The following is a 21,208-nucleotide window of genomic DNA, read 5'->3' as shown; positions in this document are numbered from 1 at the left end:
GAACACGGCAGTGGAAACCACCAGGATAATCAAGAACAGAATGGCCCACGCATCGACACTGCTGTCACTTTTGCGGGCTTTGGTCGGATTGCTCATAGCATCGCCTCTTGTCGGTTTTATAGGTGATTGCACAAAGACACGAGCACAGTAAAGTTCATGATTGCCCGCATGACAAATGTGGGTATCGCGATAACCGTTCTCATTAGGCCATTTGGTTATTTGCATATACTCAAACATCACTTTTGCGCATAAACGCAAACTGGTATCGTGCGCCGGCTCCGTTGGGAGTGCGCGGCCGTGCGCGCAGATTTGCCGAGAACAGGACCTATATGTACGTATACGACGAATACGATCAGCGCATCATCGAGGACCGCGTCAAGCAGTTCCGTGATCAGACCCGACGCTATCTGGCAGGTGAACTGAGCGAAGAAGAGTTCCGCCCTCTGCGCCTGCAAAATGGCCTTTATGTTCAGCGCTTTGCGCCGATGCTGCGGGTTGCCGTGCCTTATGGCCAACTGACTTCCCGTCAGACGCGCATGATGGCCAAGATTGCCCGCGACTTCGACAAGGGCTATGCCCACATCAGTACTCGCCAGAACGTTCAGTTCAACTGGCCGGCCCTGGAAGACGTGCCGGACATCCTGGCTGAGTTGGCCACCGTGCAGATGCACGCCATTCAGACCAGCGGTAACTGCCTGCGCAACGTGACCACCGACCAGTTCGCCGGCGTTGCCGCTGACGAGCTGATCGACCCCCGCCCATGGTGTGAAATCGTCCGTCAATGGACCACCTTCCACCCGGAATTCGCCTACCTGCCGCGCAAGTTCAAGATCGCCATCAATGGCTCGACCTCGGACCGCGCCGCCATCGAAGTGCACGATATCGGCCTGGAGCCGGTGCATAACGCGGCGGGCGAGTTGGGCTTCCGTGTGCTCGTCGGCGGTGGCCTCGGTCGTACGCCGGTAGTGGGTGCCTTCATCAACGAATTCCTGCCGTGGCAGGACCTGTTGAGCTACCTCGACGCGATCCTGCGGGTCTACAACCGCTACGGCCGTCGTGACAACAAGTACAAGGCCCGGATCAAGATCCTGGTAAAAGCGCTGACCCCCGAGGTGTTCGCCCAGAAAGTCGACGCCGAGATGGAACACCTGCGCGGCGGCCAGACCACCCTGACCGACGCCGAAGTGCACCGCGTTGCCAAACACTTCGTCGACCCGGACTACAAGGCCCTGAGCAATCAGGACGCCGCGTTGGCCGAGCTCGATGCGCAGCACCCGGGTTTCGCCCGCTGGCGCACCCGCAACACCCTGGCCCACAAAAAGCCGGGCTATGTGGCCGTTACCCTGTCGCTGAAACCTACCGGTGTTGCACCGGGTGACATCACCGACAAGCAACTGGACGGCGTCGCCGACCTGGCCGAGCGCTACAGCTTCGGCCAACTGCGCACCTCCCACGAGCAGAACATCATCCTCGCCGACGTTGAACAGTCTCAACTGTTCACCCTGTGGGGCGAGCTGCGCGAGCAGGGTTTTGCCACGCCGAACATCGGCTTGCTGACCGACATCATCTGCTGCCCGGGCGGCGACTTCTGCTCCCTGGCCAACGCCAAGTCGATCCCGATTGCCGAATCGATCCAGCGCCGTTTCGACGACCTGGACTACCTGTTCGACATCGGCGAGCTGGACCTGAACATCTCCGGTTGCATGAACGCCTGTGGTCACCACCACGTCGGCCACATCGGCATCCTGGGCGTGGACAAGAAAGGCGAAGAATTCTACCAAGTGTCCCTGGGTGGCAGCGCCAGCCGCGATGCGAGCCTGGGCAAGATCCTCGGCCCGTCCTTCGCCCAGGAAGCCATGCCTGACGTGATCGGCAAGCTGATCGACGTGTACGTTGAACAGCGCACCGAAGATGAGCGTTTCATCGACACTTACCAGCGCATCGGCATTGACCTGTTCAAGGAGCGCGTCTATGCAGCGAATCATTAAGAACAACGAAGTCCTCGACGAAACCTGGCACCTGCTGCCCAAGGATGCGAGCTTCGATGGCATCTCCAACTGCGACGACCTGATCGTGCCACTGGCCCTGTGGCGCGAGCACGCTCACGCCCTCAAGGCCCGCGACGGCGGCCTGGGTGTGTGGCTGGACGCCGATGAAGAAGCCGAAGAGATCGGTGATGACGTGGAGCACTTCCAGGTCATCGCCCTGAACTTCCCGGCCTTCACCGACGGTCGCAACTACTCCAACGCCCGCCTGCTGCGTGACCGTTATGGTTACAAGGGCGAGCTGCGGGCGATTGGCGATGTGCTGCGCGACCAGTTGTTCTACCTGCGCCGCTGCGGGTTCGATGCCTTCGCCTTGCGCGCGGACAAAGACCCGTATGAAGCGCTGGAAAGCCTCAAGGATTTCTCGGTGACGTACCAGGCCGCGACGGATGAACCGTTGCCGTTGTTCCGCCGCCGGTAACCGCTGGGAGTCGTTTAAAAATACCCCTCATTGAGGGGTATTTTTTTGCCCGGCTTTTCTATCGATTCTCAAGCGTCAGAGTGACCAGCGCATCGTCGTTGAGGTCGGCGGCAAACTTGCCCATCAGTCGCACCAGGTCGTCGATGTCCTGCTGTTCCCAGGTGGCGAAAATGGCCATCCCCATTCGCGTACGTGCCTCATCCACCCGATCCGTCATTGCCTTGCCCTGCGGGGTGATCACCGACTCGCGAACCCGGCGGTCCTTGGCATTTTCCTGGCGGTCGACCAAACCGAGGCTTTCCAGCTTCGCCACCTGGCGGCTGACCGTGGTGTAGTCGCGTCCCACGCGGTCGGCCAGCTCCACAACGCCGATCGGCCCCAGCCGCTCCACCAGCACCAGCAGCGGAAACAGTGCCCGATCAAGGGCGATACCCGCCTCCCGGACCATCACTTCGTCGCGCTGCGGCCGGTTCATGGCACCGACAATTTCAATCAGCGCCCCGTGAAGCTCGCGAATCTGAAGACCTATAGGTGTATTTTGCACGCTTTCTGTTGACACGGAATCTTCCTTGCTCAAATATATGTGCATATTACATATAAAGGCAGTCCAGATGAAAGAGCAATGCGCAGTCGACGTTCTGATTTGTGGTGCCGGTGCGGCCGGTTTGACCCTGGCGATCGACCTGGCGCGACGAGGCATTTCCTTCCGGCTGATCGAAAAATCCCCCGCGCCGTTCCACGGCTCGCGGGGCAAGGGTATTCAACCCCGCACCCTGGAAATATTCGAAGACCTCGGCATTCTCGACCGGATCACCGCTGCGGGCGACGTCTACCCGCCCGAGCGGCGATATAACGAAGATGGCAGCCACATCGACGCCGAGGTTATCGAGCTCTCGGCGCCAACGTCAGCCGAACCTTATCAGCAGCCTATGATGCTGCCGCAGTTCCTCACCGAACAGGTGATGCGCGAGCGCCTTCTGGAATTGGGGCACCGCCCGGCGTTTGGCTGCGAGTTAGTCAGCTTCGAGCAGGACAGCCACGGCGTGACCGCATATTTGGTCGGCAACGAAGGCGAACAGACACTGCGTGTACGTTGGCTCATTGGCGCAGACGGCGGCCGCAGTGTGGTACGCCGCACGCTGGACATCGGATTTCCTGGGCAGACCCTCGGGGTCCGTGCCATCGTAGCCGATGTGCTGATGACCGGCCTGTCGCGTGACTACTGGCACCGGTTCAGCACTGAGTGCATGACAATGCAGGTCGCAATCTGCCCATTGGCGGGGACCGAGCTGTTTCAGATACAGGCGCCGATTCCGCTGGACACAGAAGTTGACCTCAGCGCTGAGGGGCTCATGAACATGGTGGCAGAGCGCACGGGTCGGCAGGACATTCATATCGACTCTGTCTCCTGGGCGTCGGCCTACACGATGAATGCGCGGCTGGCCGATCACTATCGCGTAGGACAGGTATTTCTTATCGGCGATGCCGCGCACATCCACCCACCCACCGGCGGCCAGGGCCTCAATACCAGCGTGCAAGATGCCTACAATCTGGGCTGGAAGCTGGCGGCGGTGACGGCCGATGCGCCCGAAGCGTTGCTCGACACCTATGAGGAAGAGCGACGGCCTGTGGCAGCCTCGATGCTCGGCCTGTCGACCAGGCTGCTGGACGGAATGAAAAAGGGCGACATGCGCCGCGGCCGCGAGGTGCACCAACTCGATATCGGGTATCCCCACTCCTCGCTCGCAGTGCAACCGGCAGAACGAGAAGGCCGCTTGCTCGCCGGTGACCGGGCGCCCGATGCAACCGTGCGGGACGCCAGCGGCCATTCGTCCCGGCTATTCAAGCTGTTCCAGGGCGCGCATTGGACATTGCTGGGCTATGAGGTGGAACGCGGGTCACTGAAGCCTGCAGCCGGGCTGCATATCCATCGCTTCGGGCCGGGCGGCGACCTGGTGGATGATCAGCGACAGTTCAATGACGCTTACAACCTCGACCATGGCGAATGGGTGCTGGTGCGCCCCGATGGCTACGTCGGCGCGATCTTCACAGACGTTGAGAAACTGCACGGCTACCTCGCCCAAGTTGGGCTCAGCGCCGAGGCGTTTTAATGTCGAGCTCAGGCAGTTGGCTGCAACGCCAACTGCACCGCGCCATCAACACTCAAGCCGCTGATCAATACCTGGGGAGCACACGCCTCAGGCAGCGTCTGCAACACCTCCTGCGCCTCATGCCGTACGCGGGCCAGCACCAGGCATTTGCCCTCCCCTCGCACCTGTACGAAAAATGCCTGCAATGCCTCGATGCTGGTGCCGTCCAGGTCGGGGGATTCTTCCAGGCTGAGCACTACCGTGTGCACCGGTAACGTAGCGTGCCGCGTCAGGCTCAACACCGCCCCCAACACTCGCTCGGCATTCGCGAAGAACAGCGCTTCACTGGGCCGCACGATCAGCACACCGGGGATCCGTTCGGCGCTCGGGTGATGCAGCAAGTCGACAAAATCATGTCCGCCGTCAATGCGCCCCAACTCGCGCACGTCCGCCGACGACATCTGGCGCAACATCAACACCACGCTGATTCCGACGGCCACCAACAACCCATCCAGCACCCCCAGCACCAACACCGCTGCCACCGCGCAGATCACCAGCAACCGATCGCGGCGCCAGGAGAAATAGCGGCCCAAGGGCTGCAGGCTCAGGCCACGACTCAAGGCATAAATGACGATGGCGGCAAGTACCGGCTCCGGCGTCAGCGCTACCCACGGCAGCACAGTCAAGACGATCACCAACACCACCAGCGCCGCCACGACTCCCGCCAGCCGCGAGTTGGCACCCGCCGCCTCATTGGCCGATGTCGCCGAATACCCGGCGCCGGTGGGCATGCCCTGGAACAGCCCGGACAGCAGGTTGGCGGCCCCCAGCGCCAGCAGGTCACGGTTGGATGACACGCGATCACCATGCTTGAGGGCGAAGGAGCTGATGGAGCCGTAGGACTCGGCGTAAAGAATCATCACCATGGCAAACGCCAACTCTCCCAGGCGCAGCCAGTCGGCGAACGGCAACACCGGCAAATGCGCCAGTTCCAGACGCAGGTCGATGACGCCGATCAACGCCACGCCATGGGCCTGCAGATCCAGCCACTGGCCGGCGGCAATCCCGAGGATCACCACCAGCAACCCGCCCGGCAGGCGCCGAACTCGTGCGCATAGCCAGAGCAGCAGCAACGCGACGCCCGCGACGGCAGCGGCGGCCCAGTTCCAGCGCGGCAGTTGCTCCAGGAGCTGGGGCAGGAAGCGAATCAGGTTGTTGTCGGTCAGGTGCACGCCCACCACGCTGGCCAACTGCTTGAGGATGATCGTCAGCGCCAGGCCAAAGGCAAAGCCACGCAACACCGGCTTGGCGATAAACGAGGTCAGCCCGCCCAGCTTGAGCATCCCGGCCAACAGGAAAAACGCCCCCGTCACCAGTACCAGGCCCATTGCCAGGCTCAGCCTGAGTGCCGGGTCATCCCCCGCCAGCGTTGCCGTGGCCGCCGCCAGCACCGCTGCCGAGGACGATGTGGCAGAGACAATCGCGAAGCGGCTGGTGCCAAACAGGCCGTAGCACAACAATCCGGCAAACAAGGCGATCACGCCCGCCTGGGGCGGCAACGCGGCGATGCTGGAATAGGCCACGGCCTCGGGCAGCAACAGGCCGGCGATGGACAGGCCGGCCAGCAAGTCTTGTGCACGGTTCGGCGTGGTGTCGCTCTCAGGCTTGGTGTTCAATCCCTAATTCCCTGGCAAAAAAAACGGCCAATCCGCTGTCTGCGAATTGGCCGTGATCATTGCACTGAAACCGGGTGCTGTCAGGACACCAGCGAATAAATCAGCGCGGTAATCGCCACCAGGCCCACCGCCGTCACGAACACGTTGGACGCCTGGCCACGGTACTTGGCCATCGCCGGCACCTTGCGGATCGCGTACATCGGCATCAGGAACAGGATCGACGCAATGATCGGCCCGCCCAGGGTCTCGATCATGCCGAGGATGCTAGGGTTGAGGGTCGCGACGATCCAGCACACCACCAGCATGAAGGCAGCCGTCATGCGGTCCAGGGTCTTGGCAGCCGGGCGACGGCCGCTTTTGAGCACCAGGCCCTTGAGGCCTTCACTGGCGCCGATGTAATGGCCCAGGAACGACTTGGCAATCGCCACAAACGCGATCAGCGGCGCGGCGAACTCGATGGTCGGGTTGCTGAAGTGGTTCGCCAGGTAGGACAGGATCGACAGGTTCTGCGCCTTGGCTTCGGCCAGTTGCGCCGGCGACAGGGTCAGTACGCAACTGAACACGAAGAACAGCACCATCACTACCATCAGGATGTGTGCCCGGGACAGGATCTGCGAGCTGCGTTCCTCGGCGTGTTCGCCGTACTGGCGCTTCTGGTCCACCGCAAAGGCCGAGATGATCGGCGAATGGTTGAACGAGAACACCATCACCGGAATCGCCAGCCACAGCGTGTGCAGCAGCGCCGACGGGGCCGGCACGGTGCTGGCGGTACTGAGGATGCCGCCGTTCCAGTGCGGCACCAGGTACACGGCGAGGAACAGCAAGGCGACGATAAACGGATACACCATCAGGCTCATGGCCTTGACGATCACCTGCTCGCCACACCGCACCACGGCCAGCAGGCCGAGGATCAGCACCAGCGACAGGATCGCCCGCGGTGGCGGCGCGATGTGCAGTTGATGCTCCATGAAGCTGCCGACGGTGTTGGTCAGCGCCACGCTGTAGATCAGCAGGATCGGGAAGATCGCGAAGAAGTACAGCAAGGTGATCGCGGCGCCGGCCTTGAGGCCGAAATGTTCTTCGACCACGTCGGTGATGTCCGAGCCTTCACGGCCCGAGAGCACAAAGCGGGTCAGGCCACGGTGCGCGAAAAACGTCATCGGGAATGCCAGCAGCGCGAGGATCACCAGCGGCCAGAAACCGCCAAGGCCCGCGTTGATCGGCAGGAACAAGGTGCCGGCGCCGATGGCCGTACCGAACAGGCCGAGCATCCAGGTGGTGTCCTGGCGGCTCCAGCTTGTGAGGGTTGCAGGTGTCGTTGCGTAGCGTTCGTCGACGCTATTGGCCTGATCATTCATCCGTTCGGATCTCCGCATTCACTCAGTCGAGACGAGTCAGAAAAACCTGACAGGCAGCGCCACGACCGAAACAGGGGCGCGATTGTCCGGGATTCGCTTGAAGAAGCAAAGACTTAGCTGAGGAATGGTTGTGCAGTGCAGAGGATTGAAGACGTTTCCGGCAGGGTCAATTTTACATTTCATAAGAAATCTATTTTATAAATTCATCACGTCATGTATTTTTAAAGCACGCCCCTCACTGGACTACCTGCCATGCCAATCGTGCGCATCGACCTTCGGAAAAACCCCGACGTCACCTACGCCAAGCGCGTCGGCGTATTGATCTACAACGCCATGCACACGGCTATCGGCGTGCCTGAGCACGACAACTTCCAGATCCTCACCGAGCACGATGAACACCACTTCATCTATGACCCGGAGTACCTGGGCATCCAGCGCACCGACAACCTGGTGATCATCCAGATCACTCTGAACGAAGGCCGCAGTACCGAGCAGAAAAAGCTGTTGTACAAGACTATCGCCGAGAGCTTGAACCGTGAACTGGCGGTGCGCCTGGAAGATGTGTTTATCAGCCTGGTGGAGGTCAAGAAGGAAAACTGGTCGTTCGGCAACGGGATCGCGCAGTACGCCAGCTAAACGTTTTATGATGCCACCCATCCCTGCCACCACCTGATCCAGAGAGCCCTCGATGCCACGCGTGTCCCGCAAACAAGCCGAACTCAACCGCGAAATCATCGTCGAGGCCGCCACGCGGCTGTTTCGTGAACGGGGCATCCATGGCATCAGCGTGTCGGACGTGATGGCCGCCGCCGGGCTGACCCATGGCGGTTTCTACGGGCACTTCGAGTCCCGTGAGGCGCTGGCCACGGAAGCCTGCAACCGGGCATTCGAACAATCGAGCGAGCGCTGGCAGGCCAGGGTCGAGCAAAGCCCTGATCCCGAGGCTGCTCGCCTGGCGTTGATTGATCCGTATCTGTCGGCCGCCAATCGTGACAACCCCGGGGACAGTTGCCCGGTTGCGGCTTTTGCCGGGGAGATGTGCCATGAAGCCGCCGACAGCGCGTTGCAACGCAGCTTTATCCGGGGCTTTGAAGCGTCCATGGGCATCCTGGCCGCTACCCAGGCCACCGGAACCCCCGAAGGTGACCGGCAGGCCGCCATTGCCCAGTACGCGACGATGGTCGGCGCCCTCACCCTGGCCCGTGCGACCAAAGGCAACGGCCTGTCTGATGAATTCCTCGCTGCCGCCAGGAATCTGCTGATCCCGGAAAAAAACCTCGGCTGACGAGTTGACAGCCAAACGCCAGCGCCAGCATGATCGGCCCATGAACCTTATTCAGCTGGCCCTCACCCGCACCACCACCACGACCGCTTCCGGCGGGTCGTGTGGTAGCGGTGAGTGGCGCGCAAACTAAGCCACCCGGATTTACCCAAGGCCCCGCCAGCAATGGACGGGGCCTTTTTATTGCTCCGCCCATTCGGCAACCACAAGGAGCAGTACCATGCCTGACATCAAGCGCCCCGCCCTGCTGGTCATCGACATGCAGGTCGGCCTGTACGACGGCCCGGAAAAACCCTACGAACGCCAGCGCGTACTCGACAACATCAACCAGCTGATTCAGCGCGCCCGACACGCTGGCGTGCCGGTTTTCGCTGCACGTCACACCGGCCCTGCGGGTTCGCCCATCGAGGTGGGCAGCCCGTTTTGGCAACTATGGCCAGCACTGGAGGTTGATGAAGCTCGCGACACGGTTTTCAATAAAACCCGGCCCAGCTGTTTTCTCGGCACCGAGCTGTCGCAGCAACTGGCGGCGGCACAGGTGAATGAACTGGTGATCGTCGGGATGAAAACCCAACACTGCATCGACACGACGTGCCGAGTGGCCGTAGAGCTGGGGTTCTCGGTGCTGCTGCCGGAGGATGCCCATACTTGTATGGACACCCCGGCGTTATCGGCCGCATCGATTATCGAGCACCATAACGCAACCTTGGCCGGGGCATTTGTGCAGCGTGTGAAAGCTGACGATATCTACTTCTAAAGCCTGGAGCTTTACCTAAGCCGAGGTTCTCAATACGTTGCGCAGTTCGCCATTGATCGCGCTCTGCGCAACAGCCAGTTGCTCCACCAGATCACCGGCTGCGTGCGCCGTTAACGCAATCACTGGGCGGTCCCAGTCGTAATTTCTTATTACATTGATGCGGAACCCACCATGGATATCGAAGGAGGGGTACCAGCCGACATCCAATATAAGCCCACCGGCGTATTCAACCTGAAGCATGTCCTCTTTCAACAGGTGAACCTGACTCTCCATCGCCCCATCCTGCAAGATGGAGAGATCATCATGGGTGACGTTTCCGTCAATAAAGCCTAGTGAGATCAACTTGTTAACCTCCTGAATTCCTGCTCGGAAATCGGATGACCATGTATGACGCCCGCGCTTGACTCAATTCGAACCCAGTAACTGGGCTTGCCATCACTGGCACCTATGACTTGCGGGTACTCCCTGAGTTTCCAGGGTTTTGCATGAGTGCTTGGCACTCCATTTTTATAGGCTTCTCGCTCAAGCTTTTCAATATTTATACCGGGCTTGTATTTGGCCGGGCCGTATCGGGTGCTGCTGACAATATCTTCCCAAGCTAGGTTTTTTGATGGGCTGTGCTTGTAGCCATAAGGGGTCCACTCGACGATTTCGGGGGTGGCAGGAACATGCATCCATGACGTCTCTGCTAAGGAAAGTCGTCGAAGTCTGCGGCAGTAAAAAGGACTGGGACGAGCGGTCTGGAAAATCAGATTAGGCTGGTGAGAAATGAAATTTTTCTGCGGTAAAGAAACGATCGGGACTACAAATCCCGCATAATCCAAGCCTCTAATCCTTCAGGAAGAACCTTCCGATGCCCGTCACCGTTCTGGTCCTGGTTGAAACCATCAACGACTACCTGCCGATCATCGAAGGCAATGGCTTTCACGTGATTCTTGCGCCCACCCCGGCCGAACGCGCCAAGGCCATCAAGACCCACGGCGGGCAGGTCCAGGCGGTGCTTACCCGTGGCCCGCTGGGCCTGTACGCCGAGGAAATCGCCGCGCTGCCGCTGCTGGAGATCATCTGCGTGATCGGCGCCGGGTATGAACACGTGGACCTGCAAGCCGCCAGCAACCGTGGAATCGTGGTCACCAATGGCGCCGGGGTGAATGCGCCGTCGGTGGCCGACCACGCCATGGCGTTGTTGCTGTGCCTGGTGCGGGACATTCCCCGGGCGGACGCAGCAGTACGGCGCAGCGAATGGCCCAAGATAATGCGCCCTTCCCTGGCCGGCAAACAGTTGGGCATTCTCGGCCTGGGCGCCGTGGGCCTGGAAATCGCCAAGCGGGCCGCCCTGGGTTTTGGCATGGAGGTGAGTTATCACAACCGCCAGCCCCGCGAAGATGTGGACTACACCTACTGCGCCACCGCCGTGGAACTGGCGCGGGCCTCGGACTTCCTGATCCTGGCCACCCCGGGCGGCGCCAGCACGCGACATTTGATCGACCGCCAGGCCCTCGACGCACTGGGGCCCAACGGTTTCCTGGTGAACATCGGCCGTGGCAGCGTGGTGGTCACCGCCGACCTGATTACCGCCCTGGAGCAACGGCGCATCGGCGGCGCGGCACTGGACGTGTTCGACGATGAACCCAACGTGCCCGACGCGCTCAAGCGCCTCAGCAATACCGTGCTCACGCCCCACGTCGCCGGCCTGTCGCCGGAAGCCGCCCATGACACCGTGCAGCGCGTGGCGGACAACCTGCTGGAATACTTTGCCGGCCGCCCTGTGCTGACGCCCGTGGCACTGCCTCCGCGAAAATAATGGCCAATAGCCATAAATTCTCCAAAACCTGACTACACTGCCTGAGGGGATATTCAGGATGCCGGTACTGGATCGGCGAAGGAACTCAGGATGGTTTGCCAAGGACCCGGCTCGGCCCGCCAACGCGGTGCAATAGGACTGATGGGTGCGATGACCCTGGGGGTCGCACTGTTGTTCCTGTTGCTGGTGGTCGACAGCGGCCGGCTGTACCTGGAAAAGCGCAAGCTGCAACGGGTTGCCGACACCGCGGCGCTGGAAGTGGTCACCCGCGGCGGCGCCTGCGTGACGCCGAATACCAACGCCGCGCAATTCGCGATCCAAAGCGCAGCCCGCAATGATTTCCCGCTCAACGCAGACCGTACCCTGGCGACCACCTGTGGCACCCTGGTCACCGGGGCTGACTTCATGCGCGCCTTCAGCCCCAATCCCTCAAGGTCCGATGCGATCCAGGTCATCGCCACCCACCGCGTCGTCACCAGTATCGCCAACCGCCTGTTCATGCTGCTCTCCACCGGCCCTTTCGAGCCGACCATCCGGTTGCAGGCAGTGGCCGTGGCCGCCGTGCCCGCGCCACCGGTGGCCGTACTGACCATCCGCAGCACCTTGCTGACCGTGGACAGCACCAAGTCCGCCGCACTCAATGCGTTGATCGGCGGACTGCTGGGGGGCAAATTGCAACTCGACGCGGTGGGCTGGAAGGGCCTGATCAATACCGATATCAACCTGCTCAGTTACCTGGACGCGCTGGCGATTCAATTGAAGGTCAGCGCCGGCAACTACGACGAGTTGCTCAAGACCGACGCCAGCGTCGGCGATCTGATCCAGGCCGCGATAGATGTACTCAAGCTGGGGGGCGATGCGGTCAAGGTGGTGATCAATAACCTGGAAGCGATCAAGCTGATTGCGCCCGGCACCAAGATCCTGCACCTGGGCGACCTGCTGACCATCCAGAACGGCACCGACAAGAGCGCCCTGGACGTTAACCTGCAACTGTTCAACCTGATCCAGGGGTTTGTGCAACTGTCGAACAAGTACAACGCGGTCGCGGTGGAGCTACCGGTGGATGTGCTGGGACTGCTGAATATCACGGTCAAGACCAAGGTCATTGAACCGGCACAGGTTTCCGCCATAGGTAACCCCAAGCTGATCGCCACCCAGCCGATCTACGTCAGGACCGCGCAAGTCAGGACGTTGATCTCGGTGAAACTGCCGGCAATCGGCGCGGTGAACGATTTACTGGGCGGGGTAACGGCGCTGGTGGGCATCTTGTTAGGCAGCTCCTTTGACCCCAAAATCGGCCAGCAAATCGATGTAGCACTGGAAGCCGCCAGCGGCAGCAGCACGGTCACCGGATATCGCTGCAACGGGCCTGCGGACAAAGCCTTGTCGGTGCTCGGTACCACCTCGGCGGTTAGGCTGATGGTGGGCCAGATCGACCCAAAAAACCTGTTTTCCTCCACAGCACCACTGAACGTTGACGAATTCCCATTACTCGACCTTGGGGTGAAGACCTGTAGCAACGGTGTCTGCGATCCCCGGCAACCGTATGGCGTGGGTGGCATCAGCCTGAAGATCGACAGCAGCGTGGCCAAGACAGTCCGGAACCACACTTACCTGTCGCCGCCCGAGGTGAAAAGCCCCCCGGATTACTTCAGTTTCAGTTCCAACAACGTGGTGGGCAGCTTGAGCAACACCCTCAATGGCATCCAGTTGATCAACCATCCACCGACACAGGGCGGACTGATTGGGCTGGTGCTGAACCTGGTGGTCGGCCTGGTCACCGGCGTACTGAATCTGCTCAGCGGCATCATCTCCGGACTGCTCAGCCCGCTCCTCGACCCGCTGGTCAATAACCTGCTCGCCGGCCTGGGCATCGACCTGGCGAAAGTCGAAATCGGTGCCAACCTGTCCTGCAACCCCGGCGGGCGCGCAGTTCTGGTGATCTGAGCACATCAAGCCCGCTGATCATCGGCCAACACGCTAACCTATTAAGCCGCCCCAACCTTGTGGCTTGGCGGCCGCGCGCATTAGATTAGCCAATAGTCCAAGGCCTTAAGAATAAGCAGAAGGGATAAGCATGGCGCTTAATGACCAATCGACCCAGATTCGCCCCGGCGAAGAACTTGATGCCAGCCTCATCGATCCCTACCTCAAGGCCCATATCCCGGGCTTGAGCGGCAGCGTCAAAATCAGCCAGTTCCCCGGGGGTGCCTCCAACCTGACGTACCTGCTGGAATACCCCGGCCAGGAATTCGTGCTGCGCCGCCCGCCCTTTGGCCACAAGGCCAAGTCCGCCCACGACATGGGCCGCGAATACCGGATTCTCAACCAGCTCAAGGATGGTTTCCCGTATTGCCCCAAGGCCTACGTGCACTGCACCGACGAGTCGGTGATCGGCGCCGAGTTCTACGTGATGGAGCGGGTCAACGGGATCATCCTGCGCTCGGACCTGCCGCCGGAACTGGGCCTGGACGCGGCGAAAACCGAAGCCTTGTGCAAAAGCTTTATCGACAAGTTCGTCGAGCTGCACCAGGTCGACTACAGCGCCTGCGGCCTGGCCGACCTGGGCAAGCCCGAAGGTTATGTGGAGCGGCAGATTCGCGGCTGGAGCGACCGCTACGAAAAAGCCCTGACCCCCGACGCCCCTAGCTGGGAAGCGGTACGTGCCTGGCTCAACGGCAAGATGCCGGCCGACCACCCCACCTCGAGCATCGTCCACAACGACTACCGCTTCGACAACGTGATCCTCGACCCGCATAACCCGATGCAGATCATCGGCGTGCTGGACTGGGAACTGACCACCCTCGGCGACCCGCTGATGGACCTGGGCAACACCCTCGCCTACTGGATCGAAGCGGCCGACCCGGCCCCGGTGCAACTGATGCGCCGCCAGCCGAGCAACGCCCCCGGCATGCTTACCCGCCGCCAGTTCGTCGACTACTACGCCGAACGCTCCGGGATCCAGATCGACAATTTCGACTTCTACTACACCTACGGCCTGTTCCGCCTGGCCGGCATCGTGCAGCAGATCTACTACCGCTTCTTCCATGGCCAGACCCAGGACAAACGCTTTGCGCAGTTCATTCACATGAACAAGCTGCTTGAGCAGATGAGCCTGAATGTCATCAAACAGTCTTCCCTCTGACCCTCTTCAAGGAAAAACCATGTCCAAGACCCAACTGTTCGACCTCGACGGAAAGATCGCTTTCGTTTCCGGCGCCAGCCGCGGTATCGGTGAGGCCATCGCCAAGTTGCTGGCCCAGCAAGGCGCCCACGTGATCGTGTCGAGCCGCAAGATCGACGGCTGCCAGCACGTGGCCGACGCGATCATCGCCGACGGCGGCAAGGCCACCGCCATTGCTTGCCATATCGGCGAAATGGAACAGATCACGAATGTGTTTGCCGCGATCCGCGAACAGTTCGGCCGCCTGGACATCCTGGTCAACAACGCCGCCACCAACCCGCAGTTCTGCAACGTGCTGGACACCGACCTGGGCGCATTCCAGAAGACCGTCGACGTGAACATCCGCGGCTACTTCTTCATGTCGGTGGAAGCCGGCAAGCTGATGCGCGAGAACGGTGGCGGCAGCATCATCAACGTGGCCTCGATCAACGGGATTTCGCCGGGCGTATTCCAGGGCATCTACTCGGTGACCAAGGCCGCCGTGATCAACATGACCAAAGTCTTCGCCAAGGAATGCGCGCCGTTCGGCATTCGCTGCAACGCGCTGCTGCCGGGCCTGACCGACACCAAGTTCGCCTCCGCGCTGGTGAAGAACGACTCGATCCTGAAAATGGCCCTGGCGCAGATCCCCCTCAAGCGCGTGGCCGACCCGAGCGAGATGGCCGGCGCGGTGCTGTACCTGGCCAGCGACGCGTCGAGCTACACCACCGGTGTATCGCTGAATGTAGACGGTGGTTTCCTGTCCTGATTCGGCTGGCGGGTGACTTGCGGTAATCTTGCGGGTGATTGCTTGCCTCTGGATGAAACATGGAACTGCACGTCGTTATCAAGGGCCGCAAGGACCTGGCCGAACAGCTTTACCAGCAACTGCGCACGGCCATTGAGTCGGGACAACTGGTGGCCGGGTCGCAATTGCCTCCCAGCCGCTTGCTGGCCCTGCAACTGGGCGTGTCGCGCAAGACAGTCTCAGACACCTACGCGGCGCTGACCTACGAAGGGTTGTTGGTCGGCAGGATCGGCCGTGGCACGTTCGTCAACGCCTGGGCCACGCGCCGCGAACACCTGCAAAGTGCCGCCGACCTTGCCTGCGCCGCCAACCTGGCCAAGTGGCAAGCCCTTCCCGCGCCCATGGGTCACCCCAACCGTGAAACCCGCCCGAGCCGGGACTTTATCGGCGGCGCCACCGCCCGCAGCCAGTTCCCCCAGGATGAATGGCGGCGCTGCACCCTCGATGCCTTGCGCCGTATCTCACAGGACAGCGGCTTCTACAGCCGGCCGGAAGGCTTGCCGGCCCTGCGCAATGCAATCGCCGGGCATATCGCATTTTCCCGTGGGGTCAGGTGCAGCGAAGACGACATCGTAGTCACCAACGGCGCCCAGCAGGCGCTTGACCTGATCGCCCGCGTGGTGCTGGAACCGGGCACCGTCGTCGCCATGGAAGACCCCGGCTACACCCCGGTACGACTGATGTTCGACGCCATGGGGGCGACCGTGGTGGGCGTGCCGGTGGACGAACACGGCCTGCGGGTCGACTTGATTCCCGACGGCACGCGGCTGATCTACGTGACACCGTCGCATCAGTTCCCGCTGGGCATGCCCATGAGCGTGCCGCGCCGTGAGGCGTTGCTGGCACGTGCGCTGGCGTTGGGCGCCATCGTGATCGAGGATGACTACGACAGCGAATTCCGCTACGAGGGCCGCCCCACCGACTCCCTGCAAAGCATGGACACCCGCGGCGTGGTCGCCTACGTCGGGACCTTCTCGAAAACCCTGCTGCCGGAGTTGCGCCTGGGCTACACGGTGTTGCCGCCGGCGATTTTCGGCGCGGTGCTCAAGGCCAAGCAACTCACCGACCAGCACAGCTCCACCCTGCCGCAATGGGCCCTGGCCAAGTTCATCAGCGAAGGCTACCTGCTCAAGCACATTCGGCGCTGCCATGGGGTATATGCCGGGCGCCGGGAACGGATTCTGCAGCGCCTGGCGGGGGACCTCTCGCCGTGGTTCGACGTGGTGCCCACCGTGGCCGGGTTCCATCTGGCCGCACTGTGCAAGGTGCCGGTGAATATTCCGCAGCTTACCCAATTGGCACGGGAGGCTGACGTGGGGCTCTATCCGCTGAGCGTGTTTTTCCACGACACACCGGTACGCGAGGGACTGAAGATCGGGTTTGGCGCGATCGAAACCCTGGACATTGACCCGGCACTGGACGTGGTGCGGGATATCCTGCGACAGATTGGCTGAGGGAATTTCCGCCGGATTGGCTATTGGTCAAATCCGGATCGGGGCCTAGGGTGAACGGGTCTCGACTCACTCGGAGCCTCACCATGAAAGTACTGCTCGGCACCACCCTGCTGCTGGCCTCGTTAAGCGCCTTTGCCCACGACCCGGTGTACAACCAGGAAAAGATCAACGTGTTGCAGGAACACGCCCTGGCCAACGTCCCCGGCAAGAAAACCGTGATGCTCACCGTGGACTACGCCCCGGGCCAGGCCACCGTGCCCCATAGCCACACCGGCACGGCCGTGGCCTATGTGCTGGAAGGTGCAATCACCTCGCGGGTCAACGATGAAAAGGCGATCACCTACAAGGTCGGCCAGTCGTTCTATGAACCTGCCGGCTCGCGGCACTTTGAATCCAGCAATGCCAGCCAGACCCAACCGGCGAAACTGCTGGTAGTGATGGTGATGGATGACAAGGCCGACGTGCTCACGCCGCTGCCCCACTAACCCGCGCCACCGCACCCTCCTGTGGGAGCTGGCTTGCCTGCGATGGCGGTGCATCAGACACAGTTGTGTTTGCTGATCCACCGCCATCGCCGGCAAGCCAGCTCCCACAGTTTTAACCGCGCACAGTCAGTGGCTCAGGGTCGTTTGAAGTGGTGGCGCAGGTGTTCGATTCGAGGCCGGCAGGTACAGCCTTCAAGGTGGTCGTTGACCATGCCCATCGCCTGCATGAACGCATACATCGTGGTCGGGCCCACATAGCTCCAGCCACGTTTCTTCAGGGCCTTGGACAAACGTGTTGACGCGGCTGACGTGGGGTTGGCCGTCCAGTACGCCATGTCCACCACCGCCGGGCGCTCATCGGCGGCCGGTTCAAACGACCACAACCACGCCGCCAGCGAGCCGGTCTCATCCACCAGCTCACAGGCGCGCCGGGCGTTGTTGATGGTGGACACGATCTTGGCGCGATTGCGCACGATGCCCGGGTCGGCCATCAATCGCTCGATGTCCTGCTCGGTGTACTGCGCCACTCGGCGAAAATCAAAGCCCTCGAACGCCCGGCGAAACGCCTCGCGCTTGCGCAGGATGGTGATCCACGCCATGCCGGCCTGAAAACCTTCCAGGCAAATCTTCTCGTACAGCGCAATGTCATCGGCCACCGGCACGCCCCATTCGTGGTCGTGGTAATCCGGGTACTCCGGCGCCGCCGTGCGCCACCTACAGCTGGTGACGCCCGCCGCGTCCGTGATCAATCCTGGAATATCCATAACTCACCCTGTGAACCAAGCCCGGGATGATAAGCGAAAAAAATTCCGGGCCGCCAACCGCTCAAGTACGAACCTTGCGGACCAACTGGTCAGACCGGGACCTGCCATCCGCGTAATATTTACTTGCGACTTGAAAAAAACCGAGCGTAGACTGGCCCCGCACTGGACATACCGGTCAGACCACAACAATTAAGCCCTGGACCCACCAGGGCACCGAATAGAGATCCTTCCCATGCTCAGATGGTGCTCGCGTTCGATTTTCCTGCAAGTCGTGATTGGCCTGGTGATCGGCATAATCTGCGGCCTCGCCCTCCCTGAATTCTCCTCGCAACTCAAACCCCTGGGTGACGGCTTCATCAAGCTGATCAAAATGCTGATTGGCCTGATCGTATTCTGCGTGGTGGTCAGCGGTATTTCCGGTGCCGGCGACTTGAAGAAAGTCGGGCGCATCGGCCTCAAGTCGGTGATCTACTTCGAAGCACTGACCACCGTGGCCCTGGTGATCGGCCTGATCATGGCCTTCAGCACCGGGATCGGCACCGGCGCCAATATCCACCTGGAGCAACTGTCGTCTGCCGGCCTGAATGAACTGGCAGACCGCGGCCAACACATCAAGGGCACCAGCCAGTTCCTGATGGACCTGATCCCCAACTCGGTGATCGGCGCCTTCGCGGACAACAACGTGCTGCAAGTGCTGTTGTTCTCGGTGTTGTTCGGCAGCGCACTGAACCTGGTGGGCGAAGCCGCTTCCGGCATCTCTCGGTTGATCAACGAGCTGAGCCACGTGATCTTCCGCATCATGGGCATGATCGTGCGCCTGGCGCCCATCGGCGTGTTCGGCGCCATCGCCTTCACCACCAGCACCTACGGCCTGGATTCCCTGCAACACCTGGGCAGCCTGGTGGGCCTGTTCTACCTTACGTGCTTCCTGTTCGTCGCGGTGATTCTGGGGCTGGTGATGCGCCTGTCGGGCCTGCGGATGATGCCGCTGCTCAAGTACCTGCGGGAAGAACTGTTGATCGTGATGGGCACCGCGTCCTCCGATGCCGTGTTGCCACAGATCATGCGTAAACTGGAACACCTTGGCATTGGCAGCTCCACCGTGGGCCTGGTGATTCCGACCGGGTACTCGTTCAACCTCGATGGTTTCTCGATCTACCTGACCCTGGCCATCGTGTTTATCGCCAATGCCACCGGCACACCGCTGTCGATGACCGACCTGCTGACCATCCTGCTGGTGTCGCTGATCACCTCCAAGGGCGCCCACGGGATTCCGGGTTCGGCACTGGTGATTCTGGCGGCGACACTCACCGCAATCCCGGCGATTCCGGTGGTGGGCCTGGTGCTGGTGCTGGCGGTGGACTGGTTCATGGGCATTGGCCGGGCGCTGACCAACCTGATCGGCAACTGCGTCGCCACCGTGGCCATCGCCCGCTGGGAAAAAGACATCGATATCCAGCGCGCCAACAAGGTGCTGGACGGTCAACAAGGGTATGCCTTCCAGGCCAAGAAACCGGTGCTGCCCGCCCACCAAGAGTTCTGATGAGACAGACTCACCCCCTGTGGCGAGGGAGCTTGCTCCCGCTGGGGCGCGAAGCGGCCCCAAAAAATGGGCCTGCTGCGCAGTCCAGCGGGAGCAAGCTCCCTCGCCACACAAAGCAGACAGTTCAATTTAAAGGGAGCCACACGTGATCACCTCGTCAACCGTCGTCAATTCAGTGGTAGAAAAACTGCGCGCCGCCCTGGCGAGGGGTCAGTGGCGGCGCGGCGAGATGCTGCCCGGCCAGCGTGAACTGGCCGAGCAAATGGGCATCAGCCGCCCGAGCCTGCGCGAAGCGGTGATCGTGCTGGAAACCCTAGGCCTGGTGCGCTCCATGCCCGGCAAGGGCGTGGTGGTGCTGGAAACCACCCTCAGCGAATCCCAGGCCCAGGACAGCGGCGTGGCGGACGCCAGCCTCGAAGACATCCTGCAACTGCGCTACACCCTCGAGCCCTTTATCGTAGGTTTAGTGGCGCAATCCATCAGCAGCAAGGAAGTCGGGCAACTGCGCCTGACCCTGATGGACATGCGCGAAGCCCTCGACGCCGGCGACAGCGAAGCCGGGATGAACGCCTACATCGCGTTCCACGAAGAACTGTTCGCCCTGACCTCCAACCCGATCTTCCAGAACGTGGTGCAACAGACCAGCAACGCCCTCAAGCAAAGCGCCCAGGTGCTGCGCAACTCCCCCGAACACCTGGCGGAACGCTTGCAGGAAAACGACGCCGTGGTGCGGGCGATCCGCAACAAGAACAGCGCCCTTGCCAGCGCCGAAATGCGCCGGCATATCCTGCAGGAAGGCTTGCGCATGGGCATTCGCTTGAACATCCCGGATGACCATCTGGGTAGCTGACTTCCAGGAGACCGCGCATGACCGCTCACGCCCTGCACACCCCTTTCCCCTTTACGCCGTTGCGCCTGGTGGGCAAGCCGAAACTCTCGGTGGACGACATCTACCCGGCACTGTTCGACGCCATTCTCGAGCAACGCATCGCGCCCGCCAGCCGTTTTACCGAGGAGAGCCTCGGGCAAAGTTTTGGCGTCAGCCGCAGCGTGATTCGCCGAGTGCTGGCGCGGCTGTCGCACCAGCAAGTGATCATCCTGCGGCCCAACCATCGGGCCCAGGTGGCGGCACCTGATGCACAACAGACCCAGCAGATTCTCGAGGCGCGGCGCCTGACGGAAATCACCGTGGTGCAGTTGGCGTGTGCCCAGGCGAAACCGGCGCAGATCCGCCAACTGCGGGAGTTGATCGCACGGGAGCGCGACTGCATCGAGCGTGACGAGCGCGGGCCGGCGATTCGGCTCTCCGGGGAGTTTCACCTGCAACTGGCAGCCATCGCCGGGAATGCACCGTTGGCACAGTTTCTCAACAGCCTGGTGCCGCTGACCTCATTGGCGATTGCGCAGTTTGAGGCCAAGGCTTGCACGTATTGCGCATGGCAGGAACATAGGGCGATTGTGGATGCGGTGGAGCATGGCGATGCCGGCAAAGCCGTCAACTTGATGACCCGGCATCTGGATCATCTGGAAGCCAAGCTACTACGCAGCAATTGATCAC

Annotated in this window: 21 protein-coding genes; 15 read left to right on the top strand and 6 right to left on the bottom strand. The window is 61.4% G+C overall.

Annotated features, from left to right (window positions below):
- The first annotated feature begins 329 nt into the window (after positions 1-329).
- Both HX807_RS25455 and HX807_RS25450 read left to right on the top strand, forming a co-directional pair.
- Positions 330-1,988 carry a nitrite/sulfite reductase gene (locus HX807_RS25455; RefSeq protein ID WP_003210800.1) on the top strand — a complete coding sequence of 553 codons (1,659 nt, stop codon included), beginning with the start codon at positions 330-332 and terminating at the stop codon, positions 1,986-1,988.
- Complete coding sequence (locus tag HX807_RS25450) at positions 1,972-2,466, top strand: DUF934 domain-containing protein (RefSeq protein ID WP_003210798.1); 495 nt, start codon at positions 1,972-1,974, stop codon at positions 2,464-2,466. The genes HX807_RS25455 and HX807_RS25450 overlap by 17 nt, the downstream gene beginning before the upstream one ends.
- A 58-nt stretch (positions 2,467-2,524) precedes the next feature.
- Here HX807_RS25450 and HX807_RS25445 read toward each other — a convergent pair whose 3' ends face one another.
- Positions 2,525-3,025, bottom strand: a complete 501-nt coding sequence (locus HX807_RS25445) for a MarR family winged helix-turn-helix transcriptional regulator (RefSeq protein WP_032899084.1) — start codon at positions 3,023-3,025, stop codon at positions 2,525-2,527.
- 52 nt (positions 3,026-3,077) lie between these two features.
- On the opposite strand from HX807_RS25445, the gene HX807_RS25440 reads away from it, so the two are divergent.
- Positions 3,078-4,577, top strand: coding sequence for an FAD-dependent oxidoreductase (locus HX807_RS25440; RefSeq protein WP_008433008.1), 1,500 nt, complete (start codon positions 3,078-3,080; stop codon positions 4,575-4,577).
- Positions 4,578-4,585: 8 nt separating this feature from the next.
- On the opposite strand, the gene HX807_RS25435 is transcribed toward HX807_RS25440, so the two are convergent.
- Together HX807_RS25435 and HX807_RS25430 are read right to left on the bottom strand one after the other, a co-directional pair.
- The gene (locus HX807_RS25435; protein ID WP_177051453.1) at positions 4,586-6,232 is read right to left on the bottom strand and encodes a SulP family inorganic anion transporter; all 1,647 of its coding nucleotides are present in this window, start codon (positions 6,230-6,232) and stop codon (positions 4,586-4,588) included.
- 80 nt (positions 6,233-6,312) lie between these two features.
- The gene (locus HX807_RS25430) at positions 6,313-7,590 is read right to left on the bottom strand and encodes a serine/threonine transporter (RefSeq protein ID WP_102604662.1); all 1,278 of its coding nucleotides are present in this window, start codon (positions 7,588-7,590) and stop codon (positions 6,313-6,315) included.
- Between the two features lie 252 nt (positions 7,591-7,842).
- On the opposite strand from HX807_RS25430, the gene HX807_RS25425 reads away from it, so the two are divergent.
- The 3 genes from HX807_RS25425 to HX807_RS25415 all read left to right on the top strand — a co-directional run bounded on the left by HX807_RS25425 (position 7,843) and on the right by HX807_RS25415 (position 9,629).
- Entirely contained in the window at positions 7,843-8,226 is a 384-nt protein-coding gene (locus tag HX807_RS25425) for a tautomerase family protein (RefSeq protein ID WP_003210790.1), read from the top strand.
- Positions 8,227-8,278: 52 nt separating this feature from the next.
- Entirely contained in the window at positions 8,279-8,875 is a 597-nt protein-coding gene (locus HX807_RS25420; protein WP_102369272.1) for a TetR/AcrR family transcriptional regulator, read from the top strand.
- A gap of 217 nt (positions 8,876-9,092) precedes the next feature.
- Positions 9,093-9,629 (top strand): cysteine hydrolase family protein, encoded by a 537-nt coding sequence (locus HX807_RS25415; protein ID WP_177051451.1) that lies wholly within the window; start codon positions 9,093-9,095, stop codon positions 9,627-9,629.
- 15 nt (positions 9,630-9,644) lie between these two features.
- On the opposite strand, the gene HX807_RS25410 is transcribed toward HX807_RS25415, so the two are convergent.
- Positions 9,645-9,971, bottom strand: a complete 327-nt coding sequence (locus tag HX807_RS25410; protein WP_177040642.1) for a hypothetical protein — start codon at positions 9,969-9,971, stop codon at positions 9,645-9,647.
- Positions 9,968-10,453, bottom strand: a complete 486-nt coding sequence (locus HX807_RS25405; RefSeq protein WP_157222831.1) for a hypothetical protein — start codon at positions 10,451-10,453, stop codon at positions 9,968-9,970. The genes HX807_RS25410 and HX807_RS25405 overlap by 4 nt, the downstream gene beginning before the upstream one ends.
- A gap of 29 nt (positions 10,454-10,482) precedes the next feature.
- Between HX807_RS25405 and HX807_RS25400 the strand changes: the two genes are divergently transcribed.
- The 6 genes from HX807_RS25400 to HX807_RS25375 all read left to right on the top strand — a co-directional run bounded on the left by HX807_RS25400 (position 10,483) and on the right by HX807_RS25375 (position 17,343).
- Entirely contained in the window at positions 10,483-11,433 is a 951-nt protein-coding gene (locus HX807_RS25400) for a 2-hydroxyacid dehydrogenase (protein ID WP_087692887.1), read from the top strand.
- 90 nt (positions 11,434-11,523) lie between these two features.
- On the top strand, positions 11,524-13,380 hold the full coding sequence (locus HX807_RS25395) for a pilus assembly protein TadG-related protein (RefSeq protein WP_102604665.1): 1,857 nt from the start codon (positions 11,524-11,526) through the stop codon (positions 13,378-13,380).
- 130 nt (positions 13,381-13,510) lie between these two features.
- Positions 13,511-14,578 carry a phosphotransferase family protein gene (locus HX807_RS25390; RefSeq protein ID WP_177051449.1) on the top strand — a complete coding sequence of 356 codons (1,068 nt, stop codon included), beginning with the start codon at positions 13,511-13,513 and terminating at the stop codon, positions 14,576-14,578.
- A 19-nt stretch (positions 14,579-14,597) separates the two neighbouring features.
- Positions 14,598-15,365 (top strand): SDR family oxidoreductase, encoded by a 768-nt coding sequence (locus tag HX807_RS25385; RefSeq protein WP_003210776.1) that lies wholly within the window; start codon positions 14,598-14,600, stop codon positions 15,363-15,365.
- 59 nt (positions 15,366-15,424) lie between these two features.
- Positions 15,425-16,858 carry a PLP-dependent aminotransferase family protein gene (locus HX807_RS25380; RefSeq protein ID WP_003210772.1) on the top strand — a complete coding sequence of 478 codons (1,434 nt, stop codon included), beginning with the start codon at positions 15,425-15,427 and terminating at the stop codon, positions 16,856-16,858.
- Positions 16,859-16,941: 83 nt separating this feature from the next.
- Positions 16,942-17,343 carry a cupin domain-containing protein gene (locus HX807_RS25375; protein WP_003210770.1) on the top strand — a complete coding sequence of 134 codons (402 nt, stop codon included), beginning with the start codon at positions 16,942-16,944 and terminating at the stop codon, positions 17,341-17,343.
- 134 nt (positions 17,344-17,477) lie between these two features.
- Here HX807_RS25375 and HX807_RS25370 read toward each other — a convergent pair whose 3' ends face one another.
- On the bottom strand, positions 17,478-18,107 hold the full coding sequence (locus HX807_RS25370) for a DNA-3-methyladenine glycosylase I (RefSeq protein WP_177051447.1): 630 nt from the start codon (positions 18,105-18,107) through the stop codon (positions 17,478-17,480).
- Between the two features lie 232 nt (positions 18,108-18,339).
- Between HX807_RS25370 and HX807_RS25365 the strand changes: the two genes are divergently transcribed.
- The 3 genes from HX807_RS25365 to HX807_RS25355 all read left to right on the top strand — a co-directional run bounded on the left by HX807_RS25365 (position 18,340) and on the right by HX807_RS25355 (position 21,204).
- Positions 18,340-19,650, top strand: a complete 1,311-nt coding sequence (locus HX807_RS25365; protein ID WP_008433031.1) for a C4-dicarboxylate transporter DctA — start codon at positions 18,340-18,342, stop codon at positions 19,648-19,650.
- 145 nt (positions 19,651-19,795) lie between these two features.
- Entirely contained in the window at positions 19,796-20,500 is a 705-nt protein-coding gene (locus HX807_RS25360) for a FadR/GntR family transcriptional regulator (protein WP_003212959.1), read from the top strand.
- Between the two features lie 17 nt (positions 20,501-20,517).
- Positions 20,518-21,204: a GntR family transcriptional regulator gene (locus tag HX807_RS25355; RefSeq protein WP_102369279.1), complete on the top strand. Its 687-nt coding sequence runs from the start codon at positions 20,518-20,520 to the stop codon at positions 21,202-21,204.
- Positions 21,205-21,208: the final 4 nt, after the last annotated feature.

Origin of the sequence: Pseudomonas sp. D8002 (genome assembly GCF_013385695.1) — a bacterium.
Classification (GTDB): domain Bacteria; phylum Pseudomonadota; class Gammaproteobacteria; order Pseudomonadales; family Pseudomonadaceae; genus Aquipseudomonas.
This window is presented reverse-complemented; position numbering and strand designations above follow the sequence as displayed.